General features: G+C 64.7%; 18 protein-coding genes. 7 read left to right on the forward strand and 11 right to left on the reverse strand.

Annotated features, from left to right (window positions below):
• Positions 1-160: 160 nt before the first annotated feature.
• From ATB98_RS30640 to ATB98_RS11525, 3 genes are all read right to left on the reverse strand, one after another.
• Positions 161-352, reverse strand: a complete 192-nt coding sequence (locus ATB98_RS30640; RefSeq protein ID WP_084435443.1) for a YunG family protein — start codon at positions 350-352, stop codon at positions 161-163.
• Positions 330-1,055, reverse strand: a complete 726-nt coding sequence (gene phbB, locus ATB98_RS11520) for a beta-ketoacyl-ACP reductase (RefSeq protein ID WP_066873681.1) — start codon at positions 1,053-1,055, stop codon at positions 330-332. Before phbB ends, ATB98_RS30640 begins: the two co-directional genes overlap by 23 nt.
• Before the next feature lie 112 nt (positions 1,056-1,167).
• The gene (locus tag ATB98_RS11525; protein ID WP_066873683.1) at positions 1,168-2,349 is read right to left on the reverse strand and encodes an acetyl-CoA C-acetyltransferase; all 1,182 of its coding nucleotides are present in this window, start codon (positions 2,347-2,349) and stop codon (positions 1,168-1,170) included.
• A 226-nt stretch (positions 2,350-2,575) separates the two neighbouring features.
• On the opposite strand from ATB98_RS11525, the gene phaR reads away from it, so the two are divergent.
• Positions 2,576-3,154, forward strand: a complete 579-nt coding sequence (phaR, locus tag ATB98_RS11530; RefSeq protein WP_065997962.1) for a polyhydroxyalkanoate synthesis repressor PhaR — start codon at positions 2,576-2,578, stop codon at positions 3,152-3,154.
• 245 nt (positions 3,155-3,399) lie between these two features.
• Here the strand turns inward: phaR and rpmF are convergent, their stop codons facing one another.
• The 3 genes from rpmF to mtgA form a co-directional block, all read right to left on the reverse strand.
• On the reverse strand, positions 3,400-3,585 hold the full coding sequence (gene rpmF, locus ATB98_RS11535; protein WP_012067326.1) for a 50S ribosomal protein L32: 186 nt from the start codon (positions 3,583-3,585) through the stop codon (positions 3,400-3,402).
• 162 nt (positions 3,586-3,747) lie between these two features.
• A complete protein-coding gene (locus ATB98_RS11540) occupies positions 3,748-4,395 on the reverse strand; it encodes a glutathione S-transferase family protein (protein WP_066873685.1) in 648 nt (215 codons plus the stop codon).
• A gap of 76 nt (positions 4,396-4,471) precedes the next feature.
• Positions 4,472-5,218, reverse strand: coding sequence for a monofunctional biosynthetic peptidoglycan transglycosylase (gene mtgA / locus ATB98_RS11545; RefSeq protein ID WP_407695292.1), 747 nt, complete (start codon positions 5,216-5,218; stop codon positions 4,472-4,474).
• 171 nt (positions 5,219-5,389) lie between these two features.
• On the opposite strand from mtgA, the gene ATB98_RS11550 reads away from it, so the two are divergent.
• Both ATB98_RS11550 and hisC read left to right on the forward strand, forming a co-directional pair.
• The gene (locus ATB98_RS11550; protein WP_066873689.1) at positions 5,390-6,304 is read left to right on the forward strand and encodes a polyprenyl synthetase family protein; all 915 of its coding nucleotides are present in this window, start codon (positions 5,390-5,392) and stop codon (positions 6,302-6,304) included.
• Positions 6,305-6,308: 4 nt separating this feature from the next.
• The gene (gene hisC, locus ATB98_RS11555; RefSeq protein ID WP_066873691.1) at positions 6,309-7,364 is read left to right on the forward strand and encodes a histidinol-phosphate transaminase; all 1,056 of its coding nucleotides are present in this window, start codon (positions 6,309-6,311) and stop codon (positions 7,362-7,364) included.
• A 384-nt stretch (positions 7,365-7,748) separates the two neighbouring features.
• Here the strand turns inward: hisC and ispG are convergent, their stop codons facing one another.
• The 3 genes from ispG to ATB98_RS11570 all read right to left on the reverse strand — a co-directional run bounded on the left by ispG (position 7,749) and on the right by ATB98_RS11570 (position 11,494).
• A complete protein-coding gene (ispG, locus tag ATB98_RS11560; protein WP_066873693.1) occupies positions 7,749-9,002 on the reverse strand; it encodes a flavodoxin-dependent (E)-4-hydroxy-3-methylbut-2-enyl-diphosphate synthase in 1,254 nt (417 codons plus the stop codon).
• Between the two features lie 446 nt (positions 9,003-9,448).
• Entirely contained in the window at positions 9,449-10,642 is a 1,194-nt protein-coding gene (locus tag ATB98_RS11565) for an MFS transporter (RefSeq protein ID WP_066873694.1), read from the reverse strand.
• Between the two features lie 69 nt (positions 10,643-10,711).
• The gene (locus tag ATB98_RS11570) at positions 10,712-11,494 is read right to left on the reverse strand and encodes a DeoR/GlpR family DNA-binding transcription regulator (RefSeq protein ID WP_066873695.1); all 783 of its coding nucleotides are present in this window, start codon (positions 11,492-11,494) and stop codon (positions 10,712-10,714) included.
• A 270-nt stretch (positions 11,495-11,764) separates the two neighbouring features.
• On the opposite strand from ATB98_RS11570, the gene ATB98_RS11575 reads away from it, so the two are divergent.
• The 3 genes from ATB98_RS11575 (at position 11,765) to ATB98_RS11585 (ending at position 14,308) form a co-directional block, all read left to right on the forward strand.
• Positions 11,765-12,538, forward strand: a complete 774-nt coding sequence (locus tag ATB98_RS11575) for an amino acid ABC transporter substrate-binding protein (RefSeq protein WP_066873697.1) — start codon at positions 11,765-11,767, stop codon at positions 12,536-12,538.
• A 331-nt stretch (positions 12,539-12,869) separates the two neighbouring features.
• Positions 12,870-13,550, forward strand: coding sequence for an amino acid ABC transporter permease (locus tag ATB98_RS11580; RefSeq protein WP_066873699.1), 681 nt, complete (start codon positions 12,870-12,872; stop codon positions 13,548-13,550).
• Positions 13,547-14,308, forward strand: a complete 762-nt coding sequence (locus tag ATB98_RS11585; RefSeq protein ID WP_066873701.1) for an amino acid ABC transporter ATP-binding protein — start codon at positions 13,547-13,549, stop codon at positions 14,306-14,308. The genes ATB98_RS11580 and ATB98_RS11585 overlap by 4 nt, the downstream gene beginning before the upstream one ends.
• A 211-nt stretch (positions 14,309-14,519) precedes the next feature.
• Here the strand turns inward: ATB98_RS11585 and ATB98_RS11590 are convergent, their stop codons facing one another.
• Positions 14,520-15,296, reverse strand: a complete 777-nt coding sequence (locus ATB98_RS11590) for a hypothetical protein (RefSeq protein WP_234781909.1) — start codon at positions 15,294-15,296, stop codon at positions 14,520-14,522.
• Positions 15,297-15,461: 165 nt separating this feature from the next.
• Positions 15,462-18,920, reverse strand: a complete 3,459-nt coding sequence (gene pyc, locus ATB98_RS11595; protein WP_066873705.1) for a pyruvate carboxylase — start codon at positions 18,918-18,920, stop codon at positions 15,462-15,464.
• Positions 18,921-19,264: 344 nt separating this feature from the next.
• On the opposite strand from pyc, the gene rlmN reads away from it, so the two are divergent.
• Positions 19,265-20,500: a 23S rRNA (adenine(2503)-C(2))-methyltransferase RlmN gene (gene rlmN, locus ATB98_RS11600; RefSeq protein WP_066873707.1), complete on the forward strand. Its 1,236-nt coding sequence runs from the start codon at positions 19,265-19,267 to the stop codon at positions 20,498-20,500.
• Positions 20,501-20,540: the final 40 nt, after the last annotated feature.

Raw genomic sequence — 20,540 nt, forward strand, 5'->3', positions numbered from 1 at the left:
CACGATGGATCGGCGCGCCCGGAGCGGAATCGCCGGCAGCACCGTTTTCCGCTTTTGTTCTCCACAAGATGTAGATGGAAACGCGCTTTGGCGCCGCGCTTCAAATTGCAGGCAATTCGCTGGATTCGTAACGCCGGCGGCATTCACCGGAAGCGATTCATCACGGACGCGGTCGACAGAAGACGTCCTGCACGACCAGCGCGGTGACACCGCACTGGCCGCGCGCCGGATTCTCGGCCGCGTATTTGCCGGAGCTTGCCGGCGACCACGCCTGCATCAGGGCCTCTTGAAGGGCGGCTATCGAACGATAGAACCCTACCCCCTTCCGGTCAGGCGAAGTACTGTCCGCCATTGGCCGAGATCGTCGAGCCGGTGATGAAGCCGGCGTCGTCGGAGGCAAGGAAGACGACGCAGCGCGCGACCTCTTCCGGTTCGCCGAGGCGGCCGACGGGGATCTGAGGGATGATCCGCTCGTTCAAGACCTTCTCCGGCACGGCCCGCACCATTTCGGTGCCGATATAGCCCGGGCAGATGGCGTTGACGGTAATCCCCTTCGCCGCCCCTTCCTGGGCCAGCGCCTTGGTGAAGCCGAGGTCGCCCGCCTTGGCGGCGGAGTAGTTGGCCTGGCCCATCTGGCCCTTCTGGCCGTTGATCGACGAGATGTTGATGATCCGGCCGAAGCCGCGGTCGCGCATGCCCGACCAGAGCGGATGCGTCATGTTGAAGAGACCGGTGAGATTGGTGTTGATGACCTCTCCCCATTGTTCCGGCGTCATCTTGTGGAACATCGCATCGCGGGTGATGCCGGCATTGTTGACGAGGATGTCGACCGGTCCGAGGTCCGCCTCCACCTTGGCAATGCCCTCGACGCAGGCCTGATAGCTCGACACGTCCCATTTATAGACGGGAATGCCCGTCTCCTGCTTGAAGGCCAGGGCCTTTTCGTCATTGCCGGCATAGTTCGCGGCCACCTTGTAGCCGGCTGCCTTCAGCGCCACGGAAATCGCCGCACCGATACCGCGCGACCCGCCCGTAACCAATGCTACCCTGCTCATGCTCGCCTCCCACGTGGGTTAACTCAAATTGGCAAATCAGTCCCGTGCGGCCCGAAGCCGGGCCGCTCACGCATGATCGAAATTCGGAGGAGCCCGTACACGGGCCGACCGGTTACAGGCGCTCGACGCACATGGCGACGCCCATGCCGCCGCCGATGCACAGCGTCGCAAGGCCCTTGGAAACGCCGCGCCGCTTCATCTCGAAGAGCAGCGTGTTGAGGACGCGGGCGCCGGACGCGCCGATCGGATGGCCGATGGCGATCGCGCCGCCGTTGACGTTGACGATCGACGGATCCCAGCCGAGATCCTTGTTGACCGCGCAGGCCTGCGCCGCGAAGGCTTCGTTGGCCTCGACGAGTTGGACGTCGCCGACCGACCAGCCGGCCTTCTCGAGCGCCTTGCGGGAGGCGGGAATCGGGCCCGTGCCCATGATCTGCGGGTCGACGCCGGCCGTCGCCCAGGAGACGATGCGGGCGAGGGGCTGGATACCGCGCCGGCCGGCTTCCGCTTCGGTCATCAGCAGCGTCGCGGCGGCGCCGTCATTGAGGCCGGAGGCGTTGCCGGCGGTCACCGTTCCCTCCTTGTCGAAGGCCGGGCGCAGCTTCGCCATGGAATCGAGGGTCGCGCCGTGGCGGATATATTCGTCCTGGTCGACGGTGACGTCGCCCTTGCGCGTCTTGACGATGAAGGGCACGATCTCGTCGGCAAACCGGCCGGCCTTCTGCGCCGCTTCCGCCTTGTTCTGCGAGGCAAGCGCGAATTCGTCCTGCTCCTCGCGGGTCAGCTGCCATTTGCGCGCGACGTTCTCGGCGGTGATGCCCATGTGGTAGCCGTAGAAGGCGTCCGTGAGGCCGTCCTTGATCATCGTGTCGATCATCTTGTAGTCGCCCATCTTGACGCCGGCGCGCAGGTGGGCGCAATGCGGCGCCATCGACATCGATTCCATGCCGCCGGCGACGATGATGTCGGCGTCACCGGTGGCGATCTGCTGCATGCCGAGCGCCACGGCCCTGAGGCCGGAGCCGCAAAGCTGGTTCATGCCCCAGGCGGTCTTCTCCTGCGGAATGCCGGCCTTGATCGCCGCCTGGCGCGCCGGATTCTGCCCTTCGCCCGCCTGCAGCACCTGGCCGAGGATCACCTCGTCCACCTCTCCCGCCTCGACGCCCGCCCGCTCGAGCACCGCCTTGATGGCTGTTGCGCCCAATTCGTGCGCGGGCGTGTTCGCGAATGCGCCGTTGAAGGAACCGACGGCGGTACGCGCCGCGCTGGCGATGACGATGGAGGGAGTGCTCATGGGACGTTTCCTCATCTTTGCTTTGCCTGACACGAGCAGACTGGCAAAGCGGAGGGCGCAAGTCAAACGCCTATGTGCACTGCCGCAAAAGCTTCATCCTCGAGGTCGATCTTCCAAGTTCGCACCTGCGTCGCCGCAACGCACAAAGAGATTGTCAGCGGCGCTCTTTTGCGGATACTCTCAAAAAAACACAATAGAGACGGGACGATGGGTAGAGGAGACCCTGATGGCGAAGAATGAAGGCCAGATCGTTATCAAGAAATATGCGAACCGGCGTCTCTACAACACCGGCACGAGCACCTATGTGACCCTCGACGATCTGGCGGTGATGGTGAAGAGGGGAGAGGACTTCGTCGTCCAGGACGCCAAGTCCGGCGAGGACATCACCCATTCCGTGCTGACGCAGATCATCTTCGAGCAGGAGTCGAAGACCGGAAACACGCTTCTGCCGATCTCGTTCCTGCGCCAACTGATCTCCTTCTATGGCGACCAGATGCAGATGGTCGTGCCGAGCTATCTCGAACACTCCATGCAGGCCTTCACCGAACAGCAGGCGCAGATGCGCGAGCAGATCAACAAGGCCTTCGGCGACACGCCGCTCGGCAAGAACCTGCAGGTGCCGCTGCAGCTCGTCGAGGAGCAGGTGCGCCGCAACACCGAAATGTTCCACCAGGCCATGCAGATGTTCTCGCCCTTCATGGCGGCGCCTCCGGCCAAGGAAACCAAGAAGGCCGAGGCAAAGGACATCGACGAGCTCAAGGAACAACTGCGGGCGCTGCAGACGAAGCTCGACAATCTCGGCTGAGATAGATTCCTCTTAGGAAAAAGACCCCTACCCAACCCCTCCCCACAAGGGGGAGGGGCTTAAGCTGCCGCGCCGGCTTCTTTTTCGACTTCGCGGCAGGCTCGGCGGCTCATCGGTTGCTCACGATCGCCGCGGGCGCCAAAGCTCCTCCCCCTTGTGAAGAAAGGTTGGGGAGGGGAATTTAAGCCGCAAAAGAAAAGGGCCGGCAGAGCCGACCCTTCAACTTCATCCGCATACAGAAGCGCTTATGCGCTTTCCTTCGGCGTCAGGACCTGGCGGCCGCGATACATGCCGGTCTTCAGATCGATGTGGTGCGGACGGCGCAGTTCGCCGGAGTTCTTGTCTTCGATGTAGGTCGGAGCCTTGAGGGCGTCAGCGGAACGGCGCATGCCACGCTTGGACGGGCTCGTTTTTCTTTTCGGTACAGCCATTTCATTCTCCACTTATCGGGCAAAACACTGTTCAGCAGCCGAAAATGGCCGGGTCAAACAGATGTCGATCTCGGAAATTTCGCGCGCTTATACATGGCCTGCCGGGGTTTGACCAGTCCCCGCACGGAAATTTTCGACTCCGCGGGGAAGCGCCCTTCCCGTTCAGGCTTCGTCCTCGGGCACGATCCAGGGCTCGGCCCTTGCCGCCTCCTCCCACTTGCGGAAAGCGGGATGCGCCTTGACGGCCTCCATATAGGCGCGGGTGCCCGGATCGGTCACGAGTTCGTAGACGTCGAAGCGGTTGACGACCGGGGCGAACATCGCGTCGGCCGCGGTGAAGCGGCCGAAGAGGAAGGGGCCGCCGGAACGGGCGATCGCCTCGCGCCAGATCGCCTCGATCCGCGCGACATCGTCCGCTACGCCCTCCGGCAGCGCGATCGCCTTTACCGGCCGGCGGATGTTCATCGGGCAGGCGCCACGCAGCGCCCGGAATCCGGAGAGCATCTCCATCGAATAGCTGCGGGCGCGGGCACGGGCCTCGCGGTCCTCGGGCCAGAGGCCGGCCTGCGGGAAGAGCTCCGCCACATATTCGATGATCGCCAGTGACTCCCAAACCTGGGTGTCGCCATGGTGCAGCACCGGCACGCGGCCCGTCGGCGAGATCTCGCGGAAGCGCGGATTGCCCGCGGCAAAGTCGAAGGGGATCACGACGTCCTCGAACGGGATGCCGCAGCCTTCGAGGGCGAGCCATGGCCGCAGCGACCAGGACGAATAATTCTTGTTGCCGACGTAAAGAACGAGCTTGGCCATCTACTGTGTCTCCCTGCCGTGTCGAGAGGCAGGCTTGCCATATCAGCGGCCGCAAGACCAATGAATTGCCTTCATCTCATTCATAAAGGCACGTGATGTAGTCGCCGGACCGGCTGGCGCGCCGCTCGATCACGGAGGCGAGGCGCCTCAAGCCCCGCCCGGGCTTGCCGGCATTGCGGTCGATCGGGTTGGGCAGCGCAACGGCAAGCAAAGCTGCCTGGCGGCGGGAAAGCTTGGACGCCGGAACGCCGAAATGATGCCGCGCGGCGGCCTCGATCCCATAGATGCCGTCGCCCCATTCGGCGACGTTCAAGTAAATCTCCATCATCCGCCGCTTGCTCCAGACGAAATCGGCGGCGATCGCGAGCGGCAGCTCCATCGCCTTGCGCACGAAGGAGCGGCCGTTCCAGAGGAACAGGTTCTTGACCGTCTGCATCGGAATGGTGCTGGCGCCGCGCGTCTGCTCGCCGTCCAACGCGTCCTCGACGACGCCGCGCATCTGGCCCCAGTCGACGCCGGCATGCGAGCAGAACTGGCCGTCCTCCGACATCATCACCGAGCGCACCAGCACCGGCGCGATGGCGTCGAATTCGACCCATTGGCGATCGTAGCCGCGCAGCAACACGAGATCGCGCAGCATCAGCGTCGAAACCGGATGGATGAAATCGAGGAGGTAGAGGACGACCAGCACATAGGGCAAGAGCAGGATGGAAAGGGCGATGAGAGCGAGGCGCCGCCACCGCGTCCGCCATGTCTGGCGCATGGCGGCCCTGCGGCCCATGGGCATCTCCCTCTCCTCGCGCTCTTCCGAAACGATGTCCACGCCCCGACCGTCCACCTCTTTTTCCATCCCCTCATAGGCCATGCCGAAAGAAAGTTGAACGGTCTTTCATGCAAAAGGCAAGCGGCCGGGGGCGGTCATCCCGGACAAAGCTTCGGGCCGCGACGCCGATGGCCGTTGAAAGCGGCGCCGCCTCGTGTCAAAGAGCGCAGCATGACAGACGAGACCTCATCCTTTTCGGCGCGGCTCAAGGCCAATGCGGCCGCGGTCGAAGCGCTGCTCGCGACGCTTCTCGGCCCGGCCGCCTTGCCGGACGAAATCGCCCGCCCGGAAACGCTGCTCGATGCGATGCGCCACGGCGTGCTGAACGGCGGCAAGCGGCTGCGCCCCTTCCTCGTCACGGAGAGCGCCGCCCTTCTCGGCGGAAACGCCGATGCGGGCTTGAGGATCGGCGCGGCGCTCGAATGCGTGCATTGCTATTCGCTCGTCCATGACGACCTGCCGGCGATGGACGACGACGACGTCCGGCGCGGCAAGCCGACGGTCCACATCGCCTTCGACGAGGCAACGGCGATCCTCGCCGGCGACAGCCTGCTGACCTTCGCCTTCGACATCATCGCGGCGCCGGAGACGGCGCTTTCCGACAGCCAGAAGACGACGCTCGTGCTGGCGCTGGCGCGCGCCGCCGGCCACGGCGGCATGGCCGGCGGGCAGGCGCTCGATCTCGCGGCCGAGAGACGGGCCCCGGACGAAGCCGGCATCGTCCTGCTGCAGGCGATGAAGACCGGGGCACTTATCCGCTTTGCCTGCGAGGCCGGCGCGATCATCGCCGATGCCGGGCCGGAGGACCGCCGGCGGATGCGCGCCTTCGGCGAGAAGATCGGCCTCGCCTTCCAGCTTGCCGACGACCTCCTGGACCTCACCGCCGACGCCGCGGTGATCGGCAAGGCGACCGGCAAGGATGCCACCCGCGGCAAGGGCACGCTCGTCGCCCTTCACGGCCAGGCCTGGGCCGAGCGCGCGCTCGAAAGGCTGGTCCGGGAGGCGGAAGAGCTGCTGGCGCCCTACGGCGCCCGCTCGGCCATCCTTGCCGAGGCCGCCCGTTTCATCGCCAACCGCAGGAGCTAGAGCCGTGAGCAAATTCTGGTCGCCGATCGTTTCGACGCTGAAGCCCTATGTTCCGGGCGAGCAGCCGCGCATGGCGAACCTCGTCAAGCTGAACACCAACGAGAGCCCTTATCCCCCCTCGGAAAAGGCGATCGAGGCGATCCGGGCGGCGGCAGGCGCCGATCTCCGGCTCTATCCGGATCCGGTGGCGCTGGGCCTGAGGGAAGCGATCGCGGCGAGATACGGCGTCTCGGCCGGCGAAGTCTTCGTCGGCAACGGCTCGGACGAGGTGTTGGCCCATGCCTTTGCCGCACTCCTGAAGCACGACGATCCGCTGCTCTATCCGGACATCTCCTACAGCTTCTATCCGACCTATGCGGGCCTCTTCGGCATCGATGCGGTCGAGGTGCCGCTCGACGCGGCCTTCCGCATCGGCATCGCCGACTACCGCCGCCCCGCCGGCGCGATCATCCTGCCGAACCCCAACGCCCCGACCGGCATCGGCCTGCCGCTCGCCGAAATCGAGGCGCTGGTCGCCAGACACCCGGACCAGCCGGTGGTGATCGACGAGGCCTATATCGACTTCGGCGGCGAGTCGGCGACCGCGCTCGTGCCGAAATACGACAACCTGCTCGTGGTCCAGACCTTCTCCAAGTCGCGCGCCCTTGCGGGCCTGCGCGTCGGCTTCGCCATCGGTCAGCGGCCGCTGATCGAGGCGCTGGAGCGCGTCAAGGACAGCTTCAACTCCTACCCGCTCGGACGCGCCGCCCAGGCGGGCGCCACCGCCGCGATTAAGGACGAGGCATGGTTCGAGGCAACGCGGGGCAAGATCATCGCCTCGCGGGCGAGGTTGACGGCCGAACTGGAACGACGCGGCTTCGAGGTCCTGCCGTCGCAGGCAAACTTCGTCTTCGCCCGCCACCCGGGCCATGCCGGCCAGACGCTCGCCGCCAGGCTCCGCGAGCACGCCGTCATCGTCCGCCACTTCGCCAAGCCGCGGATCGCGGATTTCATGCGCATCACCATCGGCACCGACGAGGAATGCGGAAGGCTGATCGCGGCGCTCGACGCGATTTTGTGAGGTTGAACCGGACGCAGCGGCGCAGCACGTCCTGCCCCTCATCCCGCTGCCGCGACCTTCTCCCCGTCGTGACGGGGAGAAGGGGCATGGGGCGCCCGCTTGCTCCCCCGCTTCGCTTGCGCGGAGGGGGCGGTTGCGAGGGGTTCATAGCGGCGCCGCGCGTCCCCTTCGCCCCGCTTGCGGGGCGAAGGTGGCCGGCAGGCCGGATGAGGGGCATGAGGCACCCGCTTGCTCCGCCGTTTCGCTTGCGCGGAGGGGCGTTGCGAGGGATTGATAGCGGGCCGCGAGTCCCCTTCGCCCCGCTTGCGGGGAGAAGGTGGCCGGCAGGCCGGATGAGGGGCAATTCCGGCCGGCTATCCGGCTGAAGGAGATACGCTCGTCGCCTTACTCCGCCGCCGCCCGGCCGCGGCCGAAGCGCTTGTCGATATAGTCGGCGACGAGGAGCTGGAATTCCTCGGCGATCTTCGGGCCGCGCAAGGTCATCGCCTTCTGGCCGTCGATGAAGACGGGGGCGGCCGGCGTCTCGCCGGTGCCGGGGAGCGAGATGCCGATATCGGCGTGCTTGCTCTCGCCGGGACCGTTGACGATGCAGCCCATGACCGCGACCTTCAGCGCCTCGACGCCGGGATATTTCTCGCGCCAGACCGGCATGCTCGAACGGATGTCCTCCTGGATCTTCTGGGCAAGCTCCTGGAAGACGGTCGAGGTGGTGCGGCCGCAGCCGGGACAGGCGGCGACGACCGGAATGAACTGGCGGAAGCCCATGACCTGCAGCAGTTCCTGCCCCACCTGCACCTCGCGGGTGCGGTCGCCGCCGGGCTCGGGGGTGAGCGAAATGCGGATCGTGTCGCCGATGCCCTGTTGCATCAGGATGCCGAGCGAGGCGGAGGAGGCGACGATGCCCTTGGTGCCCATGCCGGCCTCGGTGAGCCCGAGATGCAGCGCATGGTCGGAGCGGGCGGCGAGCATCGCATAGACGGCGATCAGGTCCTGGACGCCGGAGACCTTGGCGGAAAGGATGATGCGGTTGCGCGGCAGGCCGAGCTCCTCGGCAAGTTCCGCCGAAAGGAGCGCCGACTGCACGATCGTCTCGCGCGTCACCTGCTGCGCCGTCAGCGGCGAGCCCTTGGCCTGGTTCTCGTCCATCAGCCGCGTCAGGAGCTCCTGGTCGAGCGAGCCCCAGTTGACGCCGATGCGCACCGGCTTGTCGTAGCGGATCGCCATCTCGATGATCTCGGCGAACTGCTTATCCTTCTTGTCCTTGAAGCCGACATTGCCGGGATTGATGCGGTATTTCGCCAGCGCCTCGGCGCAGGCCGGATGGTCGGCCAAGAGCTTGTGGCCGATATAGTGAAAGTCGCCGACGAGCGGCACGTCCATGCCGAGCCTCAGGAGCCGCTCGCGGATCTTCGGCACGGCGGCCGCACTCTCGTCGCGGTCGACGGTGATGCGCACGAGCTCCGAGCCTGCCTTGTGGAGGGCCGCAACTTGGGCGACGGTCTGGTCGACATCGGCCGTATCCGTGTTCGTCATCGACTGGACGACGACCGGCGCGCCGCCGCCGACGATCACGCCGCCGACATCGACGGCGACCGAGGCGCGGCGCGGCTTTGGCTCGAAATCGAAGGCAGAAGACATGAAGGCCTCTTCTTGGTCCTTTTGCTGGTGCGGCTTCGCGCGCCGAGCTTTCGCTTTTCAGGTGGCGGAGGAAAGCGTGCTTGTCAACGGCAACATCACGCGCTGACGGCGAATTGATGGCAGGGTAGGTGTCGAGCGCGCGATGGCCCCTCATCCGCCTGCCGGCACCTTCTCCCCGTTCTCACGGGGCGAAGGGACTTGCCGCACCGTTGAAGTCCCCTCTCACGCAGGCGCCAGCGGGGAGTCGAGACGCATGCTGCGAGTCCCCTTCGCCCCACCTGCGGGGAGAAGGTGGCCGGCAGGCCGGATGAGGGGCAATCGCCTCCGCGACGCATCGTGCCAACTTAGAGCTTTTTGCAGTCAGGCGGAAACACCTGACGTCGCACAAATGCAGCAACACCAAATGGTTAGATCGGCGGCGCGATCATATGTGAGCGCACTCCGCTCTAGGAATGCTCCTTGCCGTGATCCGCATGGACGGCGTGATGCGAGAGCAGGAGCACGACGACGAAGAGAGCGGGGACGGCGGTGAAGATGATCGCAAAGCCGCTGTGCTCGGCGACGAAGCCGATCAGCGACGGTGCGAACAGCATGCCGGAATAGCCCATGGTGGTGGCGACCGCGAGGCCGATGCCCGGCTGCAGGCCCGGCATGTTGCCGGCCGCCGAGAAGGCGATCGGCACCATGTTGGAGATGCCGATGCCGGCGACCGCAAAGCCGAGGATCGCCAATACCGCGTTCGGGGCGAGCCCGGCAAGGACCAGGCCGACAAGCGCGGTCACGGTGCAAATGCGCAAGGTCCGCTTCGCGCCGAGCAGATCACGCAGGTGATCGCCGGCAAAGCGCATCGCCGCCATGGTCGCCGAGAAGGCGGCGAAACCGAAGCCCGAGAGTTCGGTCGAGGCGCCGAGTTCGTTGCGAAGGTAGAGCGCGCCCCAGTCGAGCACGGCGCCCTCCGGCACCATCGAGAACAGCGCCATGATGCCGATCAGCCAGGGAAGCGGCGTCAGCGGCAGCCGGAGTTTCTCCCTCGCCGCGGCGGGATGGGGACGGTCGGCGAGAATCATCGGCCAGGCGACGGCAAGGATGGCGAGGCAGAGGCCGGTGACGGCGATCGCATGCGGCAGCACGCCGATGCGCGCCATCAGGAAGCCGCCGGTGCCGGCGCCGATCAGCCCGCCGAGGCTCCAATAGGCGTGGCAGGACGACATGATCGCCCGGCGCATCGATCTTTCCACCTCGACCGCATTGGCGTTCATCGCCACATCCATGGCGCCGACGAAGCCGCCGAGCAGAAACATGCCGATCGCCGCCGCGAAGACGTTCGGCACGAGGGTCAGGACCAGGAGCAGGGGCGAGAGGATGATCGCCGTGACCTTGGCCACCGTCTGCGAGCCGAGCCGGGCGATGAGCCCGCCGGCGATCGGCATCAGCACCAGCGAGCCGACGCCGAACACGAGGATCAGGAGCCCGAGGACGCCCTCGCCGATCGCAAGCCGGTCCTTGAATTCCGGAATTTTCGGCGCCCAGCTACCGTTGACGAAGCCGTTCAACAGGAAGAGGAGCGACACGGCGAGCCGGTTCTTCGACATGTAGCCCTGCCGGACGACGGGCCGGGCGGTGTCGATACGTTGATCCATGGTTGTCTCCGCTTGCCGGACCATCCGGCTCAAATGGTGATTTCGATCAGATTGCCGCCGGATCGCGGATCATTGCCTCGGATCGCCGGCGAGAACGACCTTGGCCCCGCGCGCCGCAAGAGCGGCAACGTGAGCCTCCGGCGCATCCGCCTCCAGGACCAGCGTCGACACGGCCTCGATGCCGATCACCGCGTATGGCGCCGCCGTGCCGAGCTTGTCGCTGGTGACCGCTGCCAGCAGGGAGCGGCTCCTTGCGGCGATCAGCCGCTTGAATTCCGCATCCTCGAAGTGGAAGGCCGTCAGTCCCGCCTCGGCATCGGCGCCGCAGGCGCCGAGAATCGAGAGATCGGGCCTCAGGAGTTCGGCATCGCGCCGCGCCCGCGCGCCCACCGCAGCGCCGACGGCGCGGTTGAGAGTGCCGCCGATGAGGATGACGTCGAGGCCCGGCTTTTCCATCAGCGCGGCGGCGATCAGCGGCGTGTTGGTAACGATCGTCGCCGAAAGCGTGGGTGCCACCGCCCGCGCGATCGCCAGGTTGGTCGAGCCGGCGTCGAGGAAGACCGTCATGCCCCGGCCGATGAAGCCGATCGAGGCCTGCGCCAGTGCCAGCTTTCGCTCCGGGGCGAGCGACGCCCGCTCGCTCAAGGAACCGGCATCCGGGGCGAGCGGCAAGGCCCCGCCATAGACGCGCTCGCAAAGCCCGGCCGCTGCCATCTCGCGCAGGTCGCGGCGGATCGTGTCCTCGGAGACGTTGAATTGGCGGGCAAGGTCGGCCGCGAGCACCCGGCCCTCCGTCCTCAGGCGTTCCTGGATCAGGGATTTTCTTTCGCGCAGCAGCAGTTCCGTCGACATATTTGAAATCGTGCATAAACGTGTATGAATCGGTGAAAACGTGAATAGCGCTCTCGCTCGGCCATTTCAACCGCGGATCGCTTGGAACACGTATTGGTGTCGCGGGTTTCTCATCGGAGCGTTTTCCGTGGAAAGTCGCTCACGCGAGAAAAATCTTCATCGAAGCAGTCGTGATTTGGTCGTTTATGCGCTCAGGCGCGCCGGATTTTGTGCGAATCTCGCCACAATCCGGATGACGGGCCGGAGAACAAACGAGATGGAAACAAGACAATGAAACTCCTTCCGACGCTTTTCGCTGCCGCCCTTCTGCAACTTGCCGCCTTCATGCCGGCCGAGGCCGGCTCGAACCTCGACGAGATCAAGTCCGCCGGCGTGCTGAAGATCGGCACCGAGGGCACCTATGCCCCCTTCACCTATCACGACGCCAGCGGCGCCCTAGTCGGCTTCGACGTCGAGATCGGCCAGGCGGTCGCCGAGCGCCTCGGCGTCAAGGCGGAATTCCTCGAAGGCAAGTGGGACGGGCTGATCGCCGGCCTCGATGCCAATCGCTACGACACGGTCATCAACCAGGTCGGCATCACCGAGGAACGCAAGAAGAAATACGATTTCTCCGACCCCTATATCGCCTCCAAGGCGGTGCTGATCGTCAAGGGCGATAATGACGAGATCAAGGACTTCGCCGATCTCAAGGGCAAAAAGTCCGCTCAGTCGCTGACCAGCAACTTCGGCAAGCTCGCCCAGGCTTCGGGCGCCGAGCTCGTCGGCACCGACGGTTTCGACCAGTCGATCCAGCTGGTCCTGACCGGCCGCGCCGACGCGACGATCAACGACAGCCTCTCCTTCCTCGATTTCAAGAAGCAGAAGCCGGACGCGAACGTGAAGGTCGCCGCAGAAAAGCCGGACGCCGACTATTCCGGCATCATCATCCGCAAGGGCGAACCGGAGCTGCTCGACGCCATCAACAAGGCGCTCGCCGAGATCAGGGCGGACGGCACCTACGAGAAGATCTCGCAGAAATATTTCGGCGCCGACGTCTCGAAATAGCCTATGGGAAACGCCGTGAGCGGCCCCTCATCCGCCTGCCGGCACCTTCTCCCCGCAAAGGCGGGGAGAAGGGGCAAGCCGCACCCTCCCAGTCTGCCCTTAACAAGCGCGGTAGCAGGTGGACGCGGCAACGTCTCACCCCTCCGCCGGCACGCCGTGCGTTGCGGTGTCCTCGTCCCCTCTCCCCGCAAGCGGCCGGAAGCGGGGAGAGGGCTAGGGTGAGGGGCGGTGTCCAGCCTGCCTGCAGGCTTCACAGCTTTCCCCGTCCTGCTTTATGTATCGTGATCCGTTCCGGCATCGGAGCGGATCGCGCGTTTCGAAAGGCTCTCCCTTGCCCAACTGGCTTCAATTGATGGCGGACTCGCTGCCGACCCTGCTTTGGGCCGGGCTGATCTTCACGGTTCCGTTGACCCTGCTTTCCTTCGTGCTTGGTCTTTCGCTCGGACTTGTCACGGCGCTCGTCCGTCTCTTCGCACCGGCTCCTTTTGTCGCCGTGGCGCGGTTCTATGTCTGGGTGTTCCGCGGAACGCCGCTCCTCGTCCAGCTCTTCGTCATCTTCTACGGCCTGCCGAGCATGAACATATTGCTCGATGCCTTCCCCGCTGCGCTGATCGGTTTCACGCTCAACATCGGCGCCTATACATCCGAAATCATCCGCGCAACGATCTCCTCCGTGCCGCGCGGCCAATGGGAGGCGGCCTATTCGATCGGGATGAGCTGGAGCCAGGTCATGCGCCGCACGATCCTGCCGCAGGCGACCCGGGTCGCAATCCCGCCTCTCTCGAACACCTTCATTTCGCTGGTGAAGGACACTTCGCTCGCAGCAGCAATCACCGTGCCGGAGCTCTTCCAGACGGCGCAGCGCATCGTCGCCACCACCTATGAGCCGTTGATCCTCTACATCGAAGCGGCGCTGATCTATCTTGTCATGAGTTCCGCCCTTTCGGCGTTGCAGGTGAAGCTGGAACAGCGCTTCGCCCGCTATGGCGGCTTCCTGGAGGCGCGCGCATGATCGAACTCACCGACATCGAAAAGCGTTTCGGCACCAACCTGGTGCTCAAGGGAATCAGCGTGACGATGGCCGAGGGCTCGGTAACGGCGCTGGTCGGCCCATCCGGGGGCGGCAAGAGCACGCTGCTCAGATGCGTCAACCTTTTGGAGATCCCTACACACGGGGCGATCCGGCTTGGCGAGGAACGGCTGGAGTTCGCGCCTCACCGCACGGTCGGCTGGAGGGCGATCCAGAAACTTCGCCGCCAAACCGGCATGGTGTTCCAGAATTTTCAACTCTTTCCGCACCAGACCGCGCTCGGCAACGTGATGGAAGGCCTTGTAACCGTTCTCAAATGGCCGGCCGACCGCGCCCGCGCCCGGGCGATGGAACTCCTTGAAAAGGTCGGCATGGCGCACAAGGCCGACGCCTGGCCGTCGACGCTTTCCGGCGGCCAGCAGCAGCGCGTCGCGATCGCCCGGGCGCTTGCGCCATCGCCGCGCGTCCTTCTCTGCGACGAGCCGACTTCCGCGCTCGACCCGGAACTTGCCGAGGAAGTGGTCGAGGTGCTGAGCCGTCTCGCCCGCGAAGGCACGACAATGATCATGGCGACCCACGACCTGCGCCTCGCCTCGCGCGTCGCCGACCACGTCGTCTTCCTCGACGCCGGCGTCGTCGTCGAAAGCGGCCCGCCGCGCAAGATTTTCTCGACGCCGGAGCGCGAGCGGACGAAGCGGTTCATTTCATCGCTGAGCGCGCCGATGAGCTATGATATCTGAGCGTGCATGAAGAGGTTAGACGAGCCTGGAGAAACCCCAGTGTTGTCGGCGCGGCCGCGAAAACCATACCGGTCTTCCTGGCAAACGGTGTCGAATCTTTCGACTGAGGAGCCTTTCCCGCCGTGCATGACGGCCGAGGTGATGCCTGGCGATGAATGCAAACGGGGAATCTGATCTCCGCTAGTGCGACCGGCATCGCTCAGAAAGCACTTTACGCAATCTGCTCAATCCGGCACTGCTGGCACAGCGGATATGTCTGCAAGAAGGATGTCAGGCAATCTCGCATAGTTTGGAAATCTGATCCGTACATGTAGAGTGCGGTTTCGTGCTGCCCTTGCCAGTGGCTCTTCACTATCCCGATGCCGCTCAACAGTCGCTCGCATTCCTGATAGACGAAATTGACGTCACTCGTGGCATAGACCTCCTGTGGGAGGTCGGTACCGTTGAGGTACAAGGCTAACCCCTCGTGAGCACCGAACTCGATGACCCGGTTCTGATCTGGGACATGTAGGCGCGAGCCTTTTGGAGCAAGCATGGCTTCCAAGGCTCTGACAACGATGTCGATCGTGACATCAGACAGATGATCCAACTCGATCTCGATGTCGCAATGCTCGACCTCTCCATTGGATTGCAATAAAGTACCGCCCCCAAGGACACGAACACCATGTCCGTGCCTCTTCATCACGGCATCGAGTGCATCTTCAAGTTCCCCGCGGTGAACTGGCTGCAGTCGAGCGTTCAAACTGGCTACGACGACTGACGGATTCTTCTTGTTCTTCTTGAAGACTAGCGGCCACTTCAATTGATCACCTCTAATTGTTCGTTGCTGCGAGGCGAAATCTTCGCATGATCTGACGCAAAAACTGCCCATAAAAAGCAACTGCGAGTGTTTACTGCGAAAAGGATTGCGGCCATTGACGCGGCGCCAGCTAGCAGGCCTATGGTCGCGATCAGAGCGCAGCTGAACAGCCTTTATTCCAAGAATCAATTCCCAATTCCCGCAGCGACCAATGCCAGAATAGGGCCGGGAATGTCAGGAGGAGTGACACAATTGGCTCCAATTCGCACCGCCTCTCGTAAGCAGTCTGATCCCACGTTGTCGGTGTCGGCCAGTGGAAAGGCCGGTCACTCCCACCGACCCCGCGAGTAAAGCCTACCCGCCAAACACGACCAACAAATCCTTGGCATCGATCTGGTCGCCGGCGCGCACCAGCACCTCGGCGATCGTGCCGTCCTTCTCGGCGTGCAGTGCCGTCTCCATCTTCATCGCCTCGATCGACAAGAGCACGTCGCCGGCCTTGACCGGCTGACCGGTGACGACGGCGACGGTCGAGATGACCCCCGGCATCGGTGCGCCGAGATGGGCGGCGTTGCCGGTCTCGGCCTTGCGGCGGATGGCGGCGGAAGCGCCGCGGTTCCTGTCCGGGACCTTGATCGAGCGCGGCTGGCCGTTCAATTCGAAGAACATCTTGACCATGCCCTTCTCGTCGATCTCGCCCTGGGCCTGGTTGAGGATCACCAGCGTCTTGCCCTTCTCGATGTCGGCGAAGAGTTCCTCGCCCGGCGCCATGCCGTAGAAATAGGCGGGCGTCGGCAGGACGCTCACCGGGCCATAGGTCTCGCAGGCCATCGCATAGTCGGTGAAGACCTTCGGATACATGAGGTAGGAGGCGAACTCGAAATCATCGACGCTGCGGCCGAGCTTCTCCTCGATGCTTTTCCGCTCCTGGTCGAGATCGGCCGGCGGCAGCAGCGAGCCGGGGACGGCCGTATAGGGTGCTTCGCCCTTCAGCGCCTTCTTCTGCAGCGCCTCCGGCCAGCCGCCCGGCGGCTGGCCGAGATCGCCCTTCAGCATCGACACGACCGAATCCGGAAAGGCGATGTCTTTCGCCGGGTTCTCGACATCGGCGACGGTCAGGTCCTGGGAGACCATCATCAGCGCCATGTCACCAACGACCTTGGAGGACGGCGTCACCTTGACGATGTCGCCGAACATCCGGTTGGCGTCGGCATAGGCCTGCGCCACCTCGTGCCAGCGGGTCTCGAGCCCGAGCGAGCGGGCCTGTTCCTTCAGATTGGTGAACTGGCCGCCCGGCATCTCGTGTAGGTAGACTTCCGAGGCCGGCCCCTTGAGGTCGCTTTCGAAGGCGGCATATTGGTGACGCACCGCCTCCCAGTAGAAGGAGATGCGGCGGATCCATTCCGGATTGAGGCCCGGGTCGCGCTCGGTGCCGGACAGCGCCTCGACGATCGAGCCGAGGCAGGGCTGCGAGGTGTTGCCGGAGAGCGCATCCATCGCCGCGTCGACGATGTCGGCGCCGGATTCGACCGCCGCCAGCACCGTCGCGGCCGCAATGCCCGAGGTGTCGTGCGTATGGAAATGGATCGGCAGGTCGGTCGCTTCCTTCAGCGCCTTGAACAGCACCCGGGCGGCGGCGGGCTTCAGCAGCCCGGCCATGTCCTTGACGGCGATGATATGGGCGCCGGCCTTCTCGAGTTCCGCCGCGAGCGCCGTATAGTATTTGAGGTCGTATTTCGGGCGGGCGGAATTCAGGATGTCGCCGGTATAGCAGATCGCCGCCTCGCAGATGCGGTTCTCCTCGCCGACCGCGTCCATCGACACCCGCATGTTGTCGACCCAGTTCAGGCAGTCGAAGACGCGGAAGACGTCGATGCCGCCCTTGGCCGCCTGGCGAACGAAGTATTTGACGACGTTGTCCGGATAGTTCTTGTAGCCGACGCCGTTGGCGCCGCGCAGCAGCATCTGCAGCAAGAGGTTCGGGGCGCCCTCGCGCACCATTGCCAGCCGCTCCCACGGGTCTTCGGTCAGGAAGCGCATCGACACGTCGAAGGTGGCGCCGCCCCAGCATTCGAGCGAAAACAAATTGGGCAGCGCCCGCGCATAGGTGCCGGCGATGCGGGCGATGTCATAGGTGCGCATGCGGGTGGCGAGCAGCGACTGGTGGCCGTCGCGCATCGTCGTGTCGGTGATGAGCACCTGCTTCTCAGCCTTCACCCATTCGGCGAATTTTTTCGGGCCGAGCTCGTCGAGTTTCTGCTTGGTGCCCGGCTTCACCTCGCCGTTGATGAACGGCACCACCGGGGCGGCGATGTCGTCGTTGGGCTTCGGCCGGCCCTTCGCCTCCGGGTGGCCGTTGACGGTGACGTCGGCGAGATAGGTGAGGAGCTTGGTGGCGCGGTCCTGGCGCTTGACCTGCTGGAACAACTCAGGCGTCGTGTCGATGAAGCGGGTCGTGTAGCTGTTGTCGCGGAACTTCGGGTGGCCGATGATCGCTTCGAGGAAGGTGAGGTTGGTGGCGACCCCGCGGATGCGGAATTCGCGCAGCGCCCGGTCCATGCGGCGGATCGCCTCCTCCGGGTTCGGCGCCCAGGCGGTGACCTTTTCCAAGAGCGGATCGTAATAGCGGGTGATGACCGCGCCGGAATAGGCGGTGCCGCCGTCGAGGCGGATGCCGAAACCGGTGGCGCCGCGATACGCGGTGATGCGGCCATAGTCCGGAATGAAGTTCTGCTCCGGGTCTTCCGTCGTGATGCGGCACTGCAGCGCATGGCCGTTGAGGCGGATGTCCCCTTGCTGCGGCACGCCCGATTCCGGCGTGCCGATGGCAAAGCCGTCGAGGATGTGGATCTGCGCCTTGACGATGTCGATGCCGGTCACCTGTTCGGTCACCGTGTGCTCGACCTGGATGCGCGGATTGACCTCGATGAAGTAGAACTTGCCGGTGTCGGCATCCATCAGGTACTCGACGGTGCCGGCGCCGATATAGCTGGTCGCCCGGGCGATCTTCAGCGAATAATCGGCGAGTTCCTGGCGCTGGGCGTCGGTCAGGTAGGGGGCAGGCGCCCGCTCGACGACCTTCTGGTTGCGCCGCTGGATCGAGCAGTCGCGCTCGAAGAGATGGACGACGTTGCCGTGCGTGTCGCCGAGAATCTGGCTTTCGACGTGGCGGGCGCGTTCGACCAGCTTTTCGAGATAGACCTCGTCCTTGCCGAAGGCGGCCTTCGCCTCGCGCTTGGCCTCGGTCACCTCGCGGATCAGGTCCTTTGGCTCGCGGATCGCCCGCATGCCGCGGCCGCCGCCGCCCCAGGAGGCCTTCAGCATCACCGGATAGCCGATCTCGTCCGCAAGCCGGGTGATCTCCGCCGGATCGTCCGGCAGCGGCTCGGTCGCCGGCACCACCGGCACGCCGATCGAGATGGCCAGGTTGCGGGCCGCCACCTTGTTGCCGAGCTGGCGCATCGTCTCCGGCTTCGGGCCGATGAAGGTGATGCCGTTCTCGGCGCAGGCCTCGGCGAATTCCGGGCTTTCGGAGAGAAGACCGTAGCCCGGGTGGATGGCATCGGCACCCGACAGCCTGGCGACGCGGATCACCTCGTCGATCGAAAGATAGCTCTCGATCGGGCCGAGATCGCGGGCGAGATGCGGCCCGCGCCCGACCTGGTAACTCTCGTCCGCCTTGAAGCGGTGCAGCGCCAGCTTGTCCTCCTCAGCCCAGATCGCGACCGTTTTAAGCCCCAGCTCATTGGCCGCGCGGAAGACGCGGATGGCGATTTCGGATCGGTTGGCAACAAGGATCTTCGAGATGGACAAGTCGGACTCCTCATGGACTTGGACACGCGGGAATGCTGCACCCGCGAAGGGAACTATTAGCGAGTCACGGAATGAAGTGCAATTTCAGATGCGACACCGACCCTAACCCATTCGGTCAGGGCGGGTGCGATGGCGCGGGAAGTGCCCGCCGTCGGCGGCTATCCTGGTGCCACGCGGGTCCCATGGTGACTCCCGGCGAAAAGAATGCTAAAGCGCCGGCGATAGAGAGCCCTGCGCCCCGATCGAGCGCGCCTCAAGGCTCGCCAGATTTCAATTCGAGCATCGGAACAGGATCCGGAAACGTCTCCGGGCGGGCCGTCGCTTTACGACAGGACATCATGAGCATGGCAGTGACCGGGATCTTGAACAGGTCGGACATCGTCAAGGCGCCGGAGGCGCGTCCCGTTCCGCAGCCGGAAAAGCCGTCGCTGATCGGTCTCTTGCGCGAGGACATGGCGAAGCTGCTCGTCGAGAAGGGCGTGCCCGAGCGGCAGGTCAAGATGCGCGTCAGCCAGCTCTGGCACTGGCTCTATGTCCGCGGGGTCTCGGACTTCGATCAGATGTCGAACGTCTCCAAGGACATGCGCGAGATGCTGAAGGCGCATTTCACCGTCGCCCGGCCGGAGATCGTCGAGGAGCAGGTCTCGAACGACGGCACCCGCAAGTGGCTGCTGCGCTTTCCGCCGCGCGGCGCCGGCCGGCCGGTCGAGATCGAAACCGTCTACATCCCCGAGGAAGGCCGCGGCACGCTCTGCATCTCGAGCCAGGTCGGCTGCACGCTCACCTGCTCCTTCTGTCACACCGGCACGCAGAAGCTCGTGCGCAACCTGACGGCCGAGGAAATCCTCTCGCAGCTCCTGCTCGCCCGCGACCGGCTCGGCGACTTCCCCGAGCGCGACACGCCGCAGGGCGCGATCGTGCCGGCCGAGGGCCGCAAGATCACCAATATCGTCATGATGGGGATGGGCGAGCCGCTCTACAATTTCGACAACGTCAAGACGGCGCTGCTGATCGCCTCGGACGGAGACGGGCTGTCGCTGTCGAAGCGGCGCATCACGCTTTCGACCTCGGGCATCGTGCCGGAGATCTACCGCACCGGCGAGGAGATCGGCGTCATGCTGGCGATCTCGCTTCACGCCGTCAACGACGAGTTGCGCGACATGCTGGTGCCGATCAACAGGAAATATCCGCTCGAAGAGCTGATGAAGGCCTGCCGTGCCTATCCCGGCCTTTCGAATGCCCGCCGCATCACCTTCGAATATGTGATGCTGAAGGACGTCAACGACAGCCTGGAAGACGCCAAGGCGCTGGTGAAGCTCCTGAAGGGCATCCCGGCCAAGATCAACCTCATTCCCTTCAACCCCTGGCCGGGCACCAACTACCAGTGCTCGGACTGGGAGCAGATCGAGGCCTTCGCCGACTTCATCAACCAGGCCGGCTATGCCTCGCCGATCCGCACCCCGCGCGGCCGCGACATCCTCGCCGCCTGCGGCCAGCTGAAGTCGGAATCGGAGCGCATGCGCAAGGTCGACCGCCTCGCCTTCGAGGCGATGATGATCGCGAACCACGGCGAGGATTGATCGCGGAGAGCGTGGCGACGGCGCTACCCCCTCTGGCCTG

It is taken from the genome of Sinorhizobium saheli (genome assembly GCF_001651875.1).
Lineage (GTDB): Bacteria > Pseudomonadota > Alphaproteobacteria > Rhizobiales > Rhizobiaceae > Sinorhizobium > Sinorhizobium saheli.